Here is a 14,772-nt window from a genome sequence, read left to right as displayed (position 1 = left end):
GAGTGGGTCGAGATCCGTGCGAGTCCGCGTTCCCTGTGCCACGCCGCCCTGTGCCACGCCGGCCATAGTTCAGCGCCCTTCCCGGGTGGTGGCGGCTCGTGCGCCCGGCTCGCGGGCGTCGAAGATCCGTCTGGTCTTCAGCTCGTAGCGCGGCAGCGTCCCGGCGTGGACGACCTCGGTCTCCAGCCGGACCCCGAGATGGTCGCGCAGGTGGGCCGACAGCCGCGTGGCCAGGTCGGCCAGCGCGCCGACCCCCGTCGCGGCCTCGGCCCGGACCAGCATCCGGTCCATGCCGTCGCGGCGGGACAGGTGCAGCTCGTAGTGGTGCGTCAGCCCCGGGACCTCGCTGATCAGGTTCTCCACCGCGGTCGGGTACACGTTGACCCCGCGGATTGTGATCATGAAGTCGGACCGGCCGAGCACGACCCCGGGGAAGTGCTTCCACGTCCACCCGCAGCCGTGGTCGGGACGGGCGTCGATGCGGACGAGGTCGTGCGTCCGGTACTTGATGAACGGCTGCACGAGATGGGTGTAGCTGGTGATGACGTGCTCGCCGACCTCACCGGCGTCGGTGACCGGCTCGCCCGAGGCGGGGTCCACCGAGTACGAGTGGCAGACGTCCTCGATCGCGTGTACCCCGCCGGCCCACACGTCGCACGACTGGCCGATGAACAGCGCCTCCCCGATGCCGTAGGCGTCGTGGATCCGCTCGGCGCCCCAGGCCTCGGCGAGCCGTTCACGGATGCGCGGCACCGACAGCCCCGCCTCGCCGCCGCCGGCCAGGATGCGCACCCCGGCGCGGCGCAGGTCCAGCCCCGCCCGCTCGGCGATCTCGGCCAGGTGTAGCAGGTAGGTGGGGGTGCCGCAGACGATGGCGGGGCGGCGTTCGAGGATGTGGCGGACCCGCTGCTCCCCGGTGGCACCGCCGCCGGAGACGATGGTCAGGCCGAGGTTGCGCGCCCCCCAGTAGTACGTCCACAGTCCGACCCACATGCCGAAGTCGAAGCAGAAGTAGATCGAGTCGCGCGGCCGGGCGCCCTGGCTCCACAGGCCGTAGCAGAGCTGGGTGCCCGCCTTGTGCATCTCGAACTGGCTGAACGCCTCGTGCAGGAACCGGCCGGTGGTGCCCGTCGTGTGGAAGTACTGCTGCCAGTGCTCCGGGCCGAGCGCCAGACCGCCGAACCCCGACTCCGAACTCTCCTGGTCGCGGACGTAGTCGGGCTTGTCGGTGAACGGCAGCCGGTGATGGTAGTCGTCCCAGGTGCGGATGTCGGCGGGCTTCACCCCCGCCGCGTCGTAGATCCGCCGGTGCAGCGGGGAGTGGTCGTAGGCCCAGCCGACCAGGTGGCGGATCCGGGCGAGGTGCAGCGCGTCGAGCCGTTCCCGATCGGCGGTCTGCGTCGCCCGGTTCCAGAACCGCTGGTCGACGGCCTGGCCTAACGCCCCTGCCATTGCGCGGTCCGCTTCTCGATGAACGCGGCGGCGCCCTCGCGGTGGTCCTCGGTGGTCTTGAGCACGCTCTGGCCGAGACGTTCCAGCCGGCGGCCGGTCTCACCGTCGACGTCCGCACAGGTGTTGAGCACGAGCTTGGCCATGCCGAGGGCGAGCGGCGCCATCGCGGCGAGCCGGTCGGCCATGGCCCGGGCGGCGTCAAGCGCCGTGCCGGCCGGGACGACCTCGGTGACCAGGCCGAGCTGCAACGCGGCGGCGGGACGCAGGGTGCCGCCGAGCATGACCAGCTCCTTGGCCCGGCCCCGGCCCACGTAGGTGACGAGCCGCGAACAGCCCCCGGACCCGGGGATGAGGCCGACCTTCGCCTCCGGCATGACGAACCGGGCGTTGTCGCCGGCCACCCGGAAGTCGCAGGACAGTGCCAGCTCGAACCCACCGCCCGCGGCCACCCCGTCGACGGCGGCGATCACCGGGATCTCCATCGCCTCGATCGTGTCGAAGACGTCGTGGATGCGCCGGGCGTGCGCGCGGAACCCGCGGGTGCCGAGCGCCGTGAGGTCGCCCATGCCGCCGACGTCCTCGCCGGCGGAGAACGCGCGCCCACCCGCGCCGGTGATGATCAGGACGCGCACCCCCGGATCGAGCGCGGTGTCCTCGACGGCGTCGCGCAGCTCCTGGCGCATCGCCGCGTTCCAGGAGTTCATCCGGTCCGGCCGGTTCAGCGTGAGCACCCGCACGCCGCGGGGCTCGTCGTCCAGGATGATGTACTCGTGCCCCATCAGCGCGTCCCCGCGGCCTCGGGCGCCGTCGCCGGCTGCCCTGTCTCTGGGTTCACCGTCTCTGGGTTCACCGTCTCTGGGTTCACCGTCTCCGGGCGGACCGTCGCCGCCACCGTGCCGTCGGCCTTGCGCACCTCGACGCCGTCGGCGGTGGGCACCACCGTCAGCTCGTCGCCGGGGAAGACCGGCGCGGACAGCCGGGCTTTCGCGGACCGCAGGGCCTGGGGGCCGAGCTGCTCGACCACGGCGTCCAGCGCCAGCGTCACGGTGAGCGGGCCGTGCGCGATCACCGACGGCAGGCCGGAGGCGCGGGCGAACTCGTCGTCGACGTGGACGGGGTTGAAGTCGCCCACCGCGCCGGCGTAGCGGGCGATCTGCACGCGGGTCACGGGGCCGCGCGTGCGCTCGCCGAGGGTCACGTTCTCGCCGAGGGTCACGTTCTCGCCGGGGGGCACATTCTCGCCGGGGGTGAGAGTCGCGCTGTCATCCTGGGTCACTTGCTGCTCCCACGCTCGATGAAGGTGACGGTCTGGCGCTGCACGAGGTCGCCGGCCGCGTCGGTGAACTCGGCGGCGAGCAGGCCGAACTGGTTGGCGCCCTTGCGGAAGACGTCCTCCACGGTGACCCGCACGTGCACCCGCTCGCCGGGGGCGAAGGGCCGGCGCCAGTCGTAGTCGATGCCGGCGAGCAGCGCGCGGGACAGGTCGAGGTCGAGGCCGTCGACCGCGGTCGACTCGCCGCCGACCGCCGCGCCGAAGTAGGGCACGAGGGTGGCCGTCGCCGTCCCCGCGGGGCTGCCGACGGCCCGGGCCAGTGCGGCGAGCACATCGGGGGAGACCGTGAGGTCGTCCTCCACCAGGGTTCTGCCCTTGGCGCTTTCGTCCATCTCGACCTCCGTCGGGACTGTCCGCGGCCCGTGGGCGCGGCGAGGGTACGTGGCTGGTCCGCGGGCCGCGGGCCGCGGTGGTCAGGGGGAGCCGCCCGCCGGTGAGGCGGTTCGCGGGGGATTTTTGAGCCGTGGCGCGGGTCACGTCGGGACTGAGCCGACCGTCCCCCATCGCGGGGCTCGCAGTCAAGAGTTTATTTGACCGACGCGATGGTTGACTAAAATGCCGTGGTGATCCTACGGTCGGGTCGGCACCGCGCTCGGAAGCGGTTCCGGCACAGGAGGGATCGGCGATGAGCGAGGGCTCGGCGATGAGCATCGTGCGGGAGTCGGGCCGGCGGTCGTCGGGCGGTGCCGTGGCGGCGGACGCGCCCGCCGGGCGAAGCCCGTTCGACCTGACTGGCCACGTCAGCGTGGTGACCGGCGGCAACGGCGGGATCGGCCTGGGCATCGCGGGCGGGCTCGCCGCGGCCGGCGCCCACGTCTGCGTCTGGGGGACCAACGCGGCCAAGAACGCCGCCGCCGTCGAGCGCATCGGCGCGGCGGGCGGGCTGGCCACCGGCCATCGCTGCGACGTCGGCGACGAGGACCAGGTGGTCGCGACGATGGCCGAGGTCGCCGCGACCTTCGGCCGGCTCGACTCCTGCTTCGTCAACGCCGGTGTCGCGTCCCAGTTCCACCCGCTGCTGGAGACGTCGCTCGCCGAGTTCCGCGAGGTGACACGGGTCGACCTCGACGGGGCGTTCGTGACCCTGCGGGAGGCGGCCCGGGCGATGGTGCGCTTCGGCAACGGGGGGAGCCTCGTCGCCACGTCCAGCCTCGCGGTCCTGCAGGGGCAGGCCCGCGCCTACTCCTACGGCGCCAGCAAGGCCGGGCTGACCGCGATGATCCGGGCGGCCGCGGTGGAGCTGGCACGCCACGACATCCGGGCGAACGCCATCCTGCCCGGCTGGACGGACTCGCCCATGACCCACCAGGGGCTGCACGACGAACGGTTCACCGAGCGGGTGCTGCCGCGCATGCCCGTGCGCCGCTGGGGCCGCCCGGAGGACTTCGCCGGCATCGCCGTCTACCTGGCCTCGCCCGCGTCCGTCTTCCACACCGGCGACAGCATCCTGCTCGACGGCGGCTACGCCGCCTTCTGACCGCGACCCCGCGAACCGACCGCGACCCCGCGAACCGACCGCGACCCTGCAGGCCGACCGCGATTCCGCAAGCCGACCGCGGCCCGAACCGACCGCCTACCCACGAACTGACCCGACCTGCGAAGGAGATCGAGGCGTGACTCCTCTGACGCCTGAAGGGGTCAGCTTCTCAGGAAGCTGTCGCTACCTGAAGGGCAAGCCCTGCCCTGAGGATGTTGACCGCCGCGTTCTCGTCGGCGTGCGCGGAGTGGCCGCACTGCACGCACAGGAACTTGGCCTGCGTCGGCCGGTTCTCCTTCGCGACGTGCCCACACTCGGCACATCGCTGGGAGGTGTGACGGGCGTTCACCTCAACAACCGTCCGTCCGGCGCTTTCAGCCTTGGCGCGCAGCACGTCGAGGAACACCCCCCACCCAGCGTCGTGGATCGACTTGTTCAGTCCGGACTTGGCGGCCTGCCCGTTGGGCAGGAACTGGCCCGGCCGGTCAGGGTCAGGCTTGGGCTGCGCCCGGCGGACCATGCACTTGATGTTCAGCTTCTCGACGGCGATCAGGTCGTGATCGCGGACGAGTTCGAGCGCGGTCTTATGCGCGAGGTCGGCCCGCTGCCGGGCGACCGCCCGGTGCTGGCGGGCAACACGGGCCACGGCCTTGCGGCGCCGCCTCGAGCCGCGTTTCTTCCGGGACAGGTCTCGCTGCGCGGCGGCGAGTCGGTCAGCGGACCGCTGGAGGAAGCGCGGGTTGCCGAAATGCCGGCCGTCGGCCGTGGTCGCCAGCGACGCGACACCCATGTCGATGCCGACGACAGCACCGGTCGGTTCGAGCGGGACGGCGGGCACGTCGTCGCAGGACAGCGCGAGGTACCAGCGGTTACCCTCGCGTTTGACGGACAGGGTCTTGACCGTGCCGAGTACGGGCCGGTGCTGGTGGACCTTGACGTGTCCGATGCCCTGGAGGCGGATGAACGTCTGGCTCGGGTGCTCGGGCTGCGAGTCCCAGCGGCAGCCGTCGCCGTCGACGGGCCATGTGACCGTGTCGAAGTGTCCGGCGCCTTGGAAACGCGGGTAGCCGGGCGTCTCGCCCGCCTTGACTCGGCGGAAGAACGCGGCGAACGCGAGGTTCAGCCGGCGCAGCGTGGCCTGCTGCGAGGAGAACGACCATCGGGCATGGTCCGTGTCGTACGCCCGAATGTCCTTCAACTGGGCCGACTGGTCGCCGTAGCGGACTGTTGTTCGGGACGGGTGCCGGTAGGCGTCGCGCCGTTCTTGGAGCGCGGCGTTGTACAGCGCACGGTGGTCGCCGAGCATCGCGTTCAACGAGGCGACCTGCCGCCCGCTCGGGCGCAGCAGGAACTTGTACGTCCGTCTCACCGGGCCACGCCCTTGCGCCACGGCCGCTCGTCCTGCGTGTCGATGTACCGCCGCACCGTCTCGGCCGACACCGCGCCGACGGTGGCGACGAAGTACGACCGGGACCAGAGCGTCGGCAGCCGGGAGCGTAGGTGCGCAAACTCGTCGCGTAGCGCGTGGGACGTGAAGCCCTTGAGCTGGTTGGCGATGTACGACGGGGAGTGCTTCGGATGAGCTTTCACGAACAGGTGTACATGGTCGGGCTCGATCTCCAGCGCGACAACCGTCCAGTCATGCTCGGCGCACTTCTCGCGCAGCAGGATGTCAAGCCGGTCGCGGACCGGGCCGGTCAGGACGGGCCGGCGGTATTTGGGGCACCAGACGACGTGGTAGCCGAGGTCGTAGACCCCGCCCGCGCCTGTCGTCACCTGCCGCCCCATACAACTGGTTATACCAGCGCGACCGGTATAACCATCGCGGTCCGTACCGGATTCCCCTGTCGCCTGAAGGCGACAGTCCCCTCTGGAGGTAACTGATGGACATCTCAGGCAGCATCGCTCTGGTGACCGGCGGCGCGTCCGGACTCGGCCTCGCCACGGCGCGGCGCCTGCTGGCGGCCGGGGCGAGGGTCGTGCTGCTCGACCTGCCCAGCTCGGCCGGGGACGCCGTGGCCAAGGAGCTCGGTGACGACGCCCGGTTCGTCGCGGCGGACGTCACCCAGCCCGAGGAGGTCGGTGCCGCCCTCGACGCCGCCGTCGCCCTCGGCCCGCTGCGGGTCGTGGTCAACTGCGCCGGCACCGGCAACGCGATCCGGGTGCTGGGGCGGGGCGGCGTGTTCCCGCTCGAGGCCTTCGCGAAGGTGATCCACGTCAACCTCATCGGGACGTTCAACGTCATCCGGCTCGCCGCCGAGCGGATCGCCACGGTCGAGCCGGTCGACGGCGACCGCGGCGTCATCGTCAACACCGCCTCCGTCGCCGCGTTCGAGGGGCAGATCGGGCAGGCCGCCTACTCGGCGTCCAAGGGTGGCGTCGCCGCCATGACGCTGCCCATCGCTCGGGACCTCGCCGACCGGGCGATCCGGGTGGTCACCATCGCGCCGGGCCTGTTCGAGACACCGATGCTCGGCGGGCTGTCCGAGCAGGCCCGGGAGTCGCTGGGGCGGCAGGTTCCGCATCCGAGCCGGCTGGGCAACCCGGACGAGTACGCGGCCCTGGTCGAGCACATCGTGGCCAACCCGATGCTCAACGGCGAGGTGATCCGCCTCGACGGCGCGATCCGCATGGCGCCCCGCTGACCAGGCCAGGCGGCTAGGATTCGCCCTGACGGGCAGGTGAACGGGCGTTCGGTCAGCTCGCCGGCGATCCGTCTTCCACGGGGAATTCGGGCGCCGGCCGGGAGGGTGCGGCGCTCCGGTGGGCAGGGCGCCCGGCCGTCGTCGTTGTCGACGAGGTGAAGCCGCGAGCGCTCGCCCTGGGCCAGAGGAGAGTTTTCATGCGCGCTTCGGTCTTCCGGGCCGGCAGGCCGCACGTCGGCCGGCCGCTCGCCACGACGGGTGCCTGCTGATGGCGGCCGCGGTGGAGGGTCGGCTCGTGGACGGCCGGCCCGTCATCGAGCAGCGCGGGCTGTACTACGACGAGCTGGCCGAGGGGGTCGTGTACCGGCACCGCCCGGGCCGCACGGTGGGCGAGGCCGACAACACCCTCTTCACGACCCTGACGATGAACATGCAGGCCCTGCACCTCGACGAGGCCTGGAGCGCGACNCAGCCGTTCGGGCAGCGGCTGGTCAACAGCCTGTTCACGTTGTCGACCCTGGTGGGGTTGTCGGTGGCACAACTGACGCAGGGCACGACGGTGGCGAACCTCGGCTTCGGCGCGGTGCGCTTCCCCGCGCCGGTGTTCGTGGGGGACACCCTCTACGCGGAGACGGTCGTGCGCAGCCGGCGCCTGTCGAGCAGCCGGCCGGACACGGGCGTCGTCGAGTTCGAGCACACCGCGCGCAACCAGGAGGGCGTCGTGGTCGCCACGGCGACCCGCTCGGCGCTGATGCTCCTGCGCCCGGCGGCAACGGACTCGGGCGCGGCCGAGCGGGACGGGGTGCGCTCGGATGTCAGCTGAGGCCACGGACACGGCTGGGCTCGCGGACACGGCTGGGCTCGCGGGCACGACCCTGCTGTTCTGTCCCGCCGACCGCCCGGACCGCTTCGCCCGGGCGGCGGACGCCGCGGACCTCGTCATCCTCGACCTGGAGGACGGCGTGGCACCCCCGGCGCGGCCCGCGGCCCGGGAGGCGCTGGTGGCGGCCCTGCCCGGCCTCGACCCGGCCCGCACCGTCGTGCGGGTCAGCCCGGTCGGCACCCCGGACTTCGCCGCGGACCTCGCGGCGCTGGACGGAACGGGCGTGCGCCTGGTCATGCTGGCGAAGGCGGAGTCGGCGGCGCAGGTCGAGCAGCTCGCCGGCTTCACGGTCATCGCGCTGTGCGAGACGGCCCGCGGGGTGCTCGCGGCGCCAGAGCTGGCCGCGGCGGCGAACGTCGTCGGCCTGATGTGGGGCGCGGAGGACCTCGTCGCCGGGCTGGGCGGCCGGTCGAGCCGGTTCGACGACGGGCGCTACCGCGACGTCGCCCGGTACGCCCGCGCGGCCGTCCTGCTCGCCGCCGGCGCCCACGGCCGCCAGGCGATCGACGCCGTCTACCTGGACATCGCCGACCTGGACGGGATGGCCGCCGAGGCGCGGGACGCCGCGGCCAGCGGCTTTGGTCTCAAGGCCTGCATCCACCCGACGCAGGTCCCGGTGGTCCGGGCGGCGTTCGCGCCGTCGGCGGACGAGGTGGCCTGGGCGCGCCGCGTACTGGCGGCGGCGCATGAGGCGGGCGTCGGCGTGTTCGCCTTCGAGGGCCGGATGGTCGACGCGCCGGTCCTGCGCCATGCCGAGCACCTGCTGCGCGCCGCAGAGAGCGTCCCGGGGCGGTAGACGGGCAGGTCCGCTGCCGCCTGCCGCCGTCGAAAGCCGTTCACTTTTCGTCGTCCTCTGACTACAGAATCGTGCCGAGGGCTGTGCACGGTTTTCGGGCGAAAAACCGTACCGAAACCTCGGCACGATCTGGCCGCCATCTGGCCGGGAATCGGGAATCGGGAATCGGGATGCGGACGTCGGACTGGTGGGCGGGACGACAGGCGGCGGTGACGACAAGGGGTGTGCGCGGCCCGGTGGCCATCAACCTCCAGCAACTCCGCGGCCGGCAGCAGGATCTGGCTGCTGGAGAGGGACTGGGGCGATGATCAGGCGCCGCCCGCGCCTCCGCCCGGGCCGAGGAAGTCCGCGGCCAGGGCGCCCCAGCTCGCGAGCTGCGCGCCGGTCTCGGCGACCTGGAGCTGGGCTCCGTCGATGAGGGCGGCGAGCCGCTCGGCGGTGGAGACGGGATGCCCCGGGTCGCCGGCCCAGGGCAGGATCAGGACGGGAATGTCGATGGTGGCCAGGGCCTGCTCGGAGGGAAGGTCGGAGTCGGCGGCGCCGCGCAGAACCGACGGGAAGAGCTTCTCGCTGACGTCGGGTGCCGGTGGGTAGTTGGGCAGGTCGGCGAAGACCGGCGGTACGGGCGCGCCGGCGGCGAGCTCGGCGAACAGTGCCGGGCCGCGCGTCTCCACGAGGTCGGCGCCCCGCCGGTAGAGGTCGGCCTGGGCCGCCCGTGTCGCCCATGCGGTCGGCGGTGCGGTCAGCACGAGCCGGTCGAAGCGGCCCGGCGCGGCCACGGCGGCGTGCAGCAGCGTGCCGGTGCCCATCGACGAACCGATCCCGGCCACCGGCGACGGCCCGGCAAGCTGGTCGAGCAGCGCGAGCAGGTCCTCGGCGAGCTGCGGCCAGGTGTACTGCGCCGGAACCGGGTCGCCGGTGGACTGCCCGTGGCCCCGGGCGTCGTAGCGCACCAGGCGCCGGCCCGCGGCGACGACGGGTGACCAGTCGAACAGGCCCGACGCCGCCTCCGACGCGCGGCTCTGGGTGACGCCGTGGGCGTAGACGGCGAGGGGACCCGTGCCGGCGTCGGTGTAGGCGAGCTCGGCGCCCCGGACGTGCGCGCGGCTCTCCGTCGGGTCGGAGGGGGCGCTCGGCCCCGCGGTGCTGGTTCCGCTCATGTCACCATCCTGCCGCGCGTCGGGGCGAGACGCGCGTCCGGGCGGCAGCGGACCGTCACCGGCAGGTCAGGGGCGGGCGCCTCCGATGACGGCGAGCTGGCCGACGATGTGCTCGGCGATCGCCAGCGACGACGTGGCGGCCGGGGACGGGGCGTTGCGCACCACGGTGACCCGCCCGCTGGTGCGGATCACGAAGTCGTCGACGAGCTCGCCCGTGCGGCGCACGGCCTGCGCCCGCACTCCGGCCGGCGCCCGGGTGAGGTCGCCGGCCCGCACCTCCGGAAGGTAGCGGCGCACCGCGGCGGCGAAGCGGCGCCGGGACAGCGAGCCGACCATCTCCGCCAGGCCGTTGCGCCAGTGCTCGTGGGCCAGCCGGCGCATCCCCGGCCAGGTCAGCACCTGGGCGAGGTCGCGCGGGTTGACGTCGCGCCAGCGGTAACCCTCCAGGGCGAGGGCGAGGACGGCGTTCGGGCCGACGTGGACGCCGCCGGTCAGGTCGCGGGTCAGGTGCACCCCGAGGAACGGGTAACGCGGGTCCGGCACCGGGTAGACCAGGCCGCGCACCCGGTCGCGCAGCCCCGCCCGCAGGTGGTAGTACTCGCCGCGGAACGGGATGATCCGCACGTCGCCGGGGTCGTCGACCATCGCCGCCAGCGCATCGCTGGACAGCCCGCCGCAGGCGACGAGCCGGTCGACGCGCAGGGTCTGCCCGCCGGCGGTGACGGCGACCCGGTCGCCTTCGTCGCGGATGGCGGTGACCGGGCTGGACAACAGCACCCGGCCGCCCCGCGCGGCGAGGTCCGCCGCCAGTGCCTCGCACACCGCCCGGTAGTCGATGACCGCAGTGTGCGGGGAGTGCAGCGCGGCGATCCCGCTGATGTGCGGCTCGATCTCGGCCATCCCGGCGCGGTCGAGCCGCACCAGGTCGGGTACCCGGTTGCGCCGGGCGCGGTCCTCGATGACCGCGAGCTGTTCGAGCTCGGCGTCGTTCGTGGCGACGACGAGCTTGCCGAGCTCCTGGAAGTCGATGCCGTGCTGCTGGCTGAACTCCCGCAGCAGGGCGCCGCCGCGGGTGCACAGCGTCGCCTTGAGGGAGCCGGGCTGGTAGTACAGCCCGGCGTGGATGACGCCGCTGTTGTGCCCGGTCTGGTGGGCCGCGAGCCGCGGTTCCTTCTCGACGACGACGACCTCGGCGCCGGGGTGGCGCAGCGCGAGCTCGCGGGCCACGGCCAGCCCGATGATGCCGCCCCCCACGACCCCGAACGTCGTCCGCCTGACCGTCCCCGGCCCGCCCGACGCCGTGACGCCTGCCGCCGTGACGCCCGACGCCGGCCTGCCCGACGCCGGCCTGCCCGACGCCGGCCTGCCCGCGGCCGTGCTCGGCGCCGTGGCGCCGCGATCCTCCGACACGCTCATCCGGCGAGCCACCCTCCATCGACGTTGATCAGTTGCCCGGTGATGTACGCCGATGCCTCGGCGAGCAGGAACACGACGGCGCCGGCGAGGTCCGCGGGCTCACCGAGGCGGCCCATGGGGATGCGTCCGGCGACCCAGGCGGCGCGCTCGGCGTCGGCGAACAGGTCCTCGGTCAGCGCGGTGCGGATGTAGCCGGGGGCGACGCAGTTGACCCGGGCGCCGCTCGCCGCCCACTCCACCGCGAGCGCGCGCACGACGCCGAGGACGCCGGCCTTGCTGGCGGCGTAGGCGGCGACGTCGCGCAGCCCGATCGAGCTCGCCAACGACCCGATGAACACATGACTGCCGGACTCGCCCCGGGCCGCCTGCGCCCGGTGCACCGCGGTGCTCAGGAAGAACGGCGCGCTCAGGTTGACCGTCAGGATGCGCTGCCAGGCGTCGGCGGGAAAGTCCGCCGCCGGCGCCCGGTGCTGGATCCCGGCGGCGTGCACGACGCCGTGCAGCGGCCCGGCCAGCCGTTGCGCGCCGGCGACGAGGTCGTCGGCGGTGTCGGGCGCGGCGAGGTCCCAGGGCAGCACGTGGACGCGGCCCGGGTCGGCCAGCGCCGCCGTCTCGGCGAGCTCGCCCGCCGTGCGGGCCACCGCGACGACCGTGGCACCGGCCCCCGCCACGCCCAGCGCCATGGCCCGCCCCAGGCCCCGTCCGGCGCCGGTGACCAGCACCGTTCGCCCCGCCAGCGCCCCCGTCACCGGGGCGGGCGTCACCGGCGACGGCGTCACCGGCGACGGCGTCACCGGCGACGGCGATGCCGGCGACGGCGATGCCGGCGCGCCGGCCATCGCCGCGGGGACGGCCGGAGTACCGCGACCGCCCTGCGGACCGGGATCGTGGGGGACGGCGGTCATCCGCGGAACCGGATGGCGGTGGTCTTGGCCCGGCGGTAGAAGTGCAGCGCCTCGAGGCCCTGCTCCTTGAACGGCGAGCCGGACTCGCGGAAGCCGCCGAAGGGATGGTGCACGTCCCAGCCGGAGGTGGGCAGGTTCACCGCGACCTGGCCGGCGTCGGCCCGGTCGAGGAACAGGTGGGCGGCGCTCAGGTCCCGGGTGAACAGCGCCGCCGACAGCCCGTAGACCGAGTCGTTGACGGCGTCGACCGCCTCGTCGAAGCCGTCGACGGTGCGCACCGCGAGGACGGGGCCGAAGACCTCGTCGCGCCAGATCGACATCGCCGGGGTCACGTCGCCGAGGATCGTGGGTTCGACGAAGCAGCCGTGGCTCAGCCCGGTGTCCGCCGGGGTGCCGCCGCCGGCGAGCAGCGTCGCGCCCTCGGCGCGGGCCTGGCGGACGTGGTCGAGCACCGAGTCGCGCTGCGCGGTGTTCACCACCGGGCCCATGGTGGTGTCCGCCTCGAGGCCTGGTCCCAGCCGCAGCGCGGCGACGCGGCGGCCCAGCGCGGCGAGCAGATCGTCGCGGACCGCGCCGTCGACGACGAGCCGGCTCGTCGCGGTGCAGCGCTGCCCGGCCTGGGCGAAGGCGGCGGCGGCGATCGTGTCGGCGGCGAGGTCGAGGTCGGCGTCGGCCAGCACCGCGGTGGCGTTCTTCCCGCCCATCTCGGTCTGGACCCGCAGGTTGCGCCCGGCGACGGTGCGCATGATGGCCAGCCCGACCTCGTTGCTGCCGGTGAAGGTGACGGCGGCGAGGCGGCGGTCGGCGAGCAGCGGCCCGGAGATGTCGCGGCCGCGGCCGGTCACCACGGACAGCGCGTTCGCGGGCAGGCCCGCGTCGAGCAGCGCGTGGGCGAGGTGCAGGCTCACCAGCGGGGTGTCGGTGGCGGGCTTGAGTACCACCGCGTTGCCGGCGCTGAGCGCCGGGGCCAGCTTGCGGGCCGGGGTCAGCAGCGGGTCGTTCCACGGGGTGATGGCCAGCACGATCCCGACGGGTTCATACCGCACGGCGGTGCTGGTGTCCGGCCGGCCGTCGGGCAGCTCGTAGCCGTGGGGCGCACGGGCCAGGCTGCCGTAGTACTCGAAGAAGTCGGCGGCCTTGGCGACCTCGCCGGTGGCCTCGGCGAGGGTCTTGCCCATCTCCAGGACGAGGTCGTGGGCGATGTCGGCGGCCCGGTCGCGCAGCAGCCCGGCGGCGCGCAGCAGCACCGTGCCGCGCTCGAGGGCCCCGGCGGCGCGCCAGGCGCGGGCGCCGGCCTCGGCCGCGTCGTACGTCCGCGCGATGTCGGCGCCATCCAGGGCGGGCACCCGGGCGACGATGTGGCGCAGGTCCGCGGGGTCGAGCACGGGGATCCAGGCGCCGTGCGCGCCAGCGTCCCAGGCGCCGGCGACGAGGACGGGACGATCGTTGGTCGTGGTCACGCGGCCACTCCATCCGAGGTGGGGTTCGGGTCGGGGTCCGGGGTGAGGTCGAGCTCCCATGCGTCGGCGACGCTGCCGCGGTGCATCGTGGTGAGCAGGCGGTGCACCGGCGCCGTCGCCATCGGGACCGGGTTCGTGGGGCGTGGGAAGTCGCGGACGGTCTCCGCGGCCATCTGCGCCAGCAGGTCGGCCCGGATGCCGACGGCGTCGAGCGAGCGGGGTAGGCCGAGTCGCTGCGCGAGGGCGTCGACCCGTTCCGCCGCCGCCCGCAGCCGCGTGCTCCCGCCGGCGGTGACGGTCCGCGCGATGTGCGCGGCGAGGGCCTCGGGCACATCGCGGTCGTAGGCCAGGCAGTAGGGCAGGGCCAGCGCGCAGCTCGTCCCGTGCGGCATCGGGGCGTGCCGGGCGATGACGTAGGCCAGGCTGTGCCCGAGCACGACGCCCGCGTTGAGCGCCAGCCCGGCCAGGTGCGAGGCGTAGAGCACGCGACCCCGGGCGGCCCGGTCGCCGTCGAGCGCGGCGGACTCGAGGCTGGCGGTGAGGATCCGCACCGCCTCGGTGGCCACCGCCAGGGTCAGCGCGGTGCGGGTGGTCGACAGCATCGACTCCACGCCGTGGGCGATCGCGTCCATGCCGGTGGAGGCGACCACCGCCGCGGGGAGGTCGGCCACCAGGTCGGCGTCGAGAACGGCGACGAGCGGGACGAACTGGGCGCAGCTCACGATCCGTTTCGCACCGTCGATCGTGATCATCGAGATGCGGGTCGCCTCCGAGCCGGTGCCGGTGGTCGTCGGCACGAGCAGCAGCGGCGCGACCGGCACCGGCGGCTCGACGACGCCGACCCAGTCGGCGATCCCGCCCGTGTTCGTCGCGAGCAGGGCGACGGACTTGGCGAGGTCGAGCGCGCTGCCGCCGCCGACGCCGACGACGGCCGTGACCGCCTGGGCGCGGGCGATGTCGGCGGCGCGGGCGACGACGGTGTCGGTGGGCTCGCCGGCGACGTCGTCGAACACCGTCACCCCGAAGCCGGCGTCCGCCAGGCCGCCGACCACGGTGCCGAGCAGCCCTGCCTCGGACACGACCCGGTCGGCGACGACGAGCACCCGCCCCGGGGCCACCCCCCAGGAGCGCAGGGCCGCCCCCGCCGTGGCGGCGGACCCCGCCCCGGTCAGCACCTGCCGGGGGGCGAGGAAGGCCGGTGCGCCGGTGCCGGCGAGATCTAGCAGCACGTTGTCCTCCGATGAT

Annotated in this window: 16 protein-coding genes and 1 pseudogene; 6 read left to right on the top strand and 11 right to left on the bottom strand. The window is 73.9% G+C overall.

Annotated elements, in window-relative coordinates:
• Positions 1-69 precede the first annotated feature (69 nt).
• Genes UK82_RS20570 through UK82_RS20555 form a run of 4 tightly spaced genes read right to left on the bottom strand, consistent with a single transcriptional unit; the run spans position 70 to position 3,117 of the window.
• On the bottom strand, positions 70-1,452 hold the full coding sequence (locus UK82_RS20570; RefSeq protein WP_044884955.1) for a phenylacetate--CoA ligase family protein: 1,383 nt from the start codon (positions 1,450-1,452) through the stop codon (positions 70-72).
• Positions 1,437-2,231, bottom strand: coding sequence for an enoyl-CoA hydratase/isomerase family protein (locus UK82_RS20565; protein ID WP_044884954.1), 795 nt, complete (start codon positions 2,229-2,231; stop codon positions 1,437-1,439). Before UK82_RS20565 ends, UK82_RS20570 begins: the two co-directional genes overlap by 16 nt.
• Positions 2,231-2,728, bottom strand: a complete 498-nt coding sequence (locus tag UK82_RS20560) for a MaoC/PaaZ C-terminal domain-containing protein (RefSeq protein ID WP_083507285.1) — start codon at positions 2,726-2,728, stop codon at positions 2,231-2,233. The genes UK82_RS20565 and UK82_RS20560 overlap by 1 nt, the downstream gene beginning before the upstream one ends.
• Positions 2,725-3,117: a MaoC family dehydratase N-terminal domain-containing protein gene (locus tag UK82_RS20555; RefSeq protein WP_044884953.1), complete on the bottom strand. Its 393-nt coding sequence runs from the start codon at positions 3,115-3,117 to the stop codon at positions 2,725-2,727. The genes UK82_RS20560 and UK82_RS20555 overlap by 4 nt, the downstream gene beginning before the upstream one ends.
• A gap of 293 nt (positions 3,118-3,410) precedes the next feature.
• On the opposite strand from UK82_RS20555, the gene UK82_RS20550 reads away from it, so the two are divergent.
• On the top strand, positions 3,411-4,262 hold the full coding sequence (locus UK82_RS20550; protein ID WP_110431434.1) for an SDR family NAD(P)-dependent oxidoreductase: 852 nt from the start codon (positions 3,411-3,413) through the stop codon (positions 4,260-4,262).
• A gap of 169 nt (positions 4,263-4,431) precedes the next feature.
• Here the strand turns inward: UK82_RS20550 and UK82_RS20545 are convergent, their stop codons facing one another.
• Together UK82_RS20545 and tnpA are read right to left on the bottom strand one after the other, a co-directional pair.
• A complete protein-coding gene (locus UK82_RS20545) occupies positions 4,432-5,631 on the bottom strand; it encodes an RNA-guided endonuclease TnpB family protein (protein ID WP_055408798.1) in 1,200 nt (399 codons plus the stop codon).
• Positions 5,628-6,050, bottom strand: a complete 423-nt coding sequence (gene tnpA, locus UK82_RS20540; RefSeq protein WP_044884951.1) for an IS200/IS605 family transposase — start codon at positions 6,048-6,050, stop codon at positions 5,628-5,630. Before tnpA ends, UK82_RS20545 begins: the two co-directional genes overlap by 4 nt.
• 95 nt (positions 6,051-6,145) lie before the next feature.
• Here tnpA and UK82_RS20535 point away from each other — a divergent pair, with 95 nt between their 5' ends.
• From UK82_RS20535 to UK82_RS20525, 4 genes and pseudogenes are all read left to right on the top strand, one after another.
• Entirely contained in the window at positions 6,146-6,907 is a 762-nt protein-coding gene (locus UK82_RS20535; protein ID WP_044884950.1) for a 3-hydroxyacyl-CoA dehydrogenase, read from the top strand.
• 268 nt (positions 6,908-7,175) lie between these two features.
• A pseudogene (locus tag UK82_RS39035) lies at positions 7,176-7,375 on the top strand (MaoC family dehydratase); the annotation flags it as partial.
• Between the two features lies 1 nt (position 7,376).
• The coding region (locus UK82_RS39030; RefSeq protein WP_236706216.1) for a MaoC family dehydratase at positions 7,377-7,730 on the top strand (354 nt) is incomplete at its 5' end.
• Positions 7,720-8,586 (top strand): CoA ester lyase, encoded by an 867-nt coding sequence (locus tag UK82_RS20525; RefSeq protein ID WP_236706215.1) that lies wholly within the window; start codon positions 7,720-7,722, stop codon positions 8,584-8,586. The genes UK82_RS39030 and UK82_RS20525, both read left to right, overlap by 11 nt.
• A gap of 308 nt (positions 8,587-8,894) precedes the next feature.
• Here the strand turns inward: UK82_RS20525 and UK82_RS20520 are convergent, their stop codons facing one another.
• Both UK82_RS20520 and lhgO read right to left on the bottom strand, forming a co-directional pair.
• Positions 8,895-9,746 (bottom strand): alpha/beta fold hydrolase, encoded by an 852-nt coding sequence (locus UK82_RS20520; RefSeq protein ID WP_055408794.1) that lies wholly within the window; start codon positions 9,744-9,746, stop codon positions 8,895-8,897.
• A 66-nt stretch (positions 9,747-9,812) separates the two neighbouring features.
• Complete coding sequence (gene lhgO / locus UK82_RS20515) at positions 9,813-11,000, bottom strand: L-2-hydroxyglutarate oxidase (RefSeq protein ID WP_044884947.1); 1,188 nt, start codon at positions 10,998-11,000, stop codon at positions 9,813-9,815.
• Between lhgO and UK82_RS34115 the strand changes: the two genes are divergently transcribed.
• On the top strand, positions 10,984-11,190 hold the full coding sequence (locus tag UK82_RS34115) for a hypothetical protein (protein WP_173667329.1): 207 nt from the start codon (positions 10,984-10,986) through the stop codon (positions 11,188-11,190). The genes lhgO and UK82_RS34115 overlap by 17 nt on opposite strands.
• Here the strand turns inward: UK82_RS34115 and UK82_RS20505 are convergent.
• Genes UK82_RS20505 through UK82_RS20495 form a run of 3 tightly spaced genes read right to left on the bottom strand, consistent with a single transcriptional unit; the run spans position 11,159 to position 14,756 of the window.
• Positions 11,159-12,067, bottom strand: coding sequence for an SDR family NAD(P)-dependent oxidoreductase (locus UK82_RS20505; RefSeq protein ID WP_236706214.1), 909 nt, complete (start codon positions 12,065-12,067; stop codon positions 11,159-11,161). The two genes, UK82_RS34115 and UK82_RS20505, sit on opposite strands and share 32 nt — an antisense overlap.
• Positions 12,064-13,587, bottom strand: coding sequence for an aldehyde dehydrogenase family protein (locus UK82_RS20500; RefSeq protein ID WP_095212136.1), 1,524 nt, complete (start codon positions 13,585-13,587; stop codon positions 12,064-12,066). Before UK82_RS20500 ends, UK82_RS20505 begins: the two co-directional genes overlap by 4 nt.
• Complete coding sequence (locus tag UK82_RS20495; protein ID WP_044884944.1) at positions 13,524-14,756, bottom strand: iron-containing alcohol dehydrogenase; 1,233 nt, start codon at positions 14,754-14,756, stop codon at positions 13,524-13,526. Before UK82_RS20495 ends, UK82_RS20500 begins: the two co-directional genes overlap by 64 nt.
• Between the last annotated feature and the right edge of the window lie 16 nt (positions 14,757-14,772).

Origin of the sequence: Frankia sp. ACN1ag, assembly GCF_001414035.1 — a bacterium.
GTDB lineage: Bacteria > Actinomycetota > Actinomycetes > Frankiales > Frankiaceae > Frankia > Frankia torreyi.
The sequence above is the reverse complement of the archived record's forward strand: the minus strand, read 5'-3'. Positions and strand labels throughout refer to the sequence as shown.

Bases quoted from the DNA above. Each gene is read 5' to 3' on its own strand.
- UK82_RS20550 (WP_110431434.1), top strand. From the start codon at position 3,411: ATGAGCGAGGGCTCGGCGATGAGCATCGTGCGGGAGTCGGGCCGGCGG.
- tnpA (WP_044884951.1), bottom strand. From the start codon at position 6,050: ATGGGGCGGCAGGTGACGACAGGCGCGGGCGGGGTCTACGACCTCGGC.
- UK82_RS20525 (WP_236706215.1), top strand. From the start codon at position 7,720: ATGTCAGCTGAGGCCACGGACACGGCTGGGCTCGCGGACACGGCTGGG.
- UK82_RS34115 (WP_173667329.1), top strand. From the start codon at position 10,984: ATGATGCCGCCCCCCACGACCCCGAACGTCGTCCGCCTGACCGTCCCC.
- UK82_RS20505 (WP_236706214.1), bottom strand. From the start codon at position 12,067: ATGACCGCCGTCCCCCACGATCCCGGTCCGCAGGGCGGTCGCGGTACT.
- UK82_RS20570 (WP_044884955.1), bottom strand. From the start codon at position 1,452: ATGGCAGGGGCGTTAGGCCAGGCCGTCGACCAGCGGTTCTGGAACCGG.
- UK82_RS20520 (WP_055408794.1), bottom strand. From the start codon at position 9,746: ATGAGCGGAACCAGCACCGCGGGGCCGAGCGCCCCCTCCGACCCGACG.
- UK82_RS20555 (WP_044884953.1), bottom strand. From the start codon at position 3,117: ATGGACGAAAGCGCCAAGGGCAGAACCCTGGTGGAGGACGACCTCACG.
- UK82_RS20565 (WP_044884954.1), bottom strand. From the start codon at position 2,231: ATGGGGCACGAGTACATCATCCTGGACGACGAGCCCCGCGGCGTGCGG.
- UK82_RS20535 (WP_044884950.1), top strand. From the start codon at position 6,146: ATGGACATCTCAGGCAGCATCGCTCTGGTGACCGGCGGCGCGTCCGGA.
- UK82_RS20500 (WP_095212136.1), bottom strand. From the start codon at position 13,587: ATGGGAGCTCGACCTCACCCCGGACCCCGACCCGAACCCCACCTCGGA.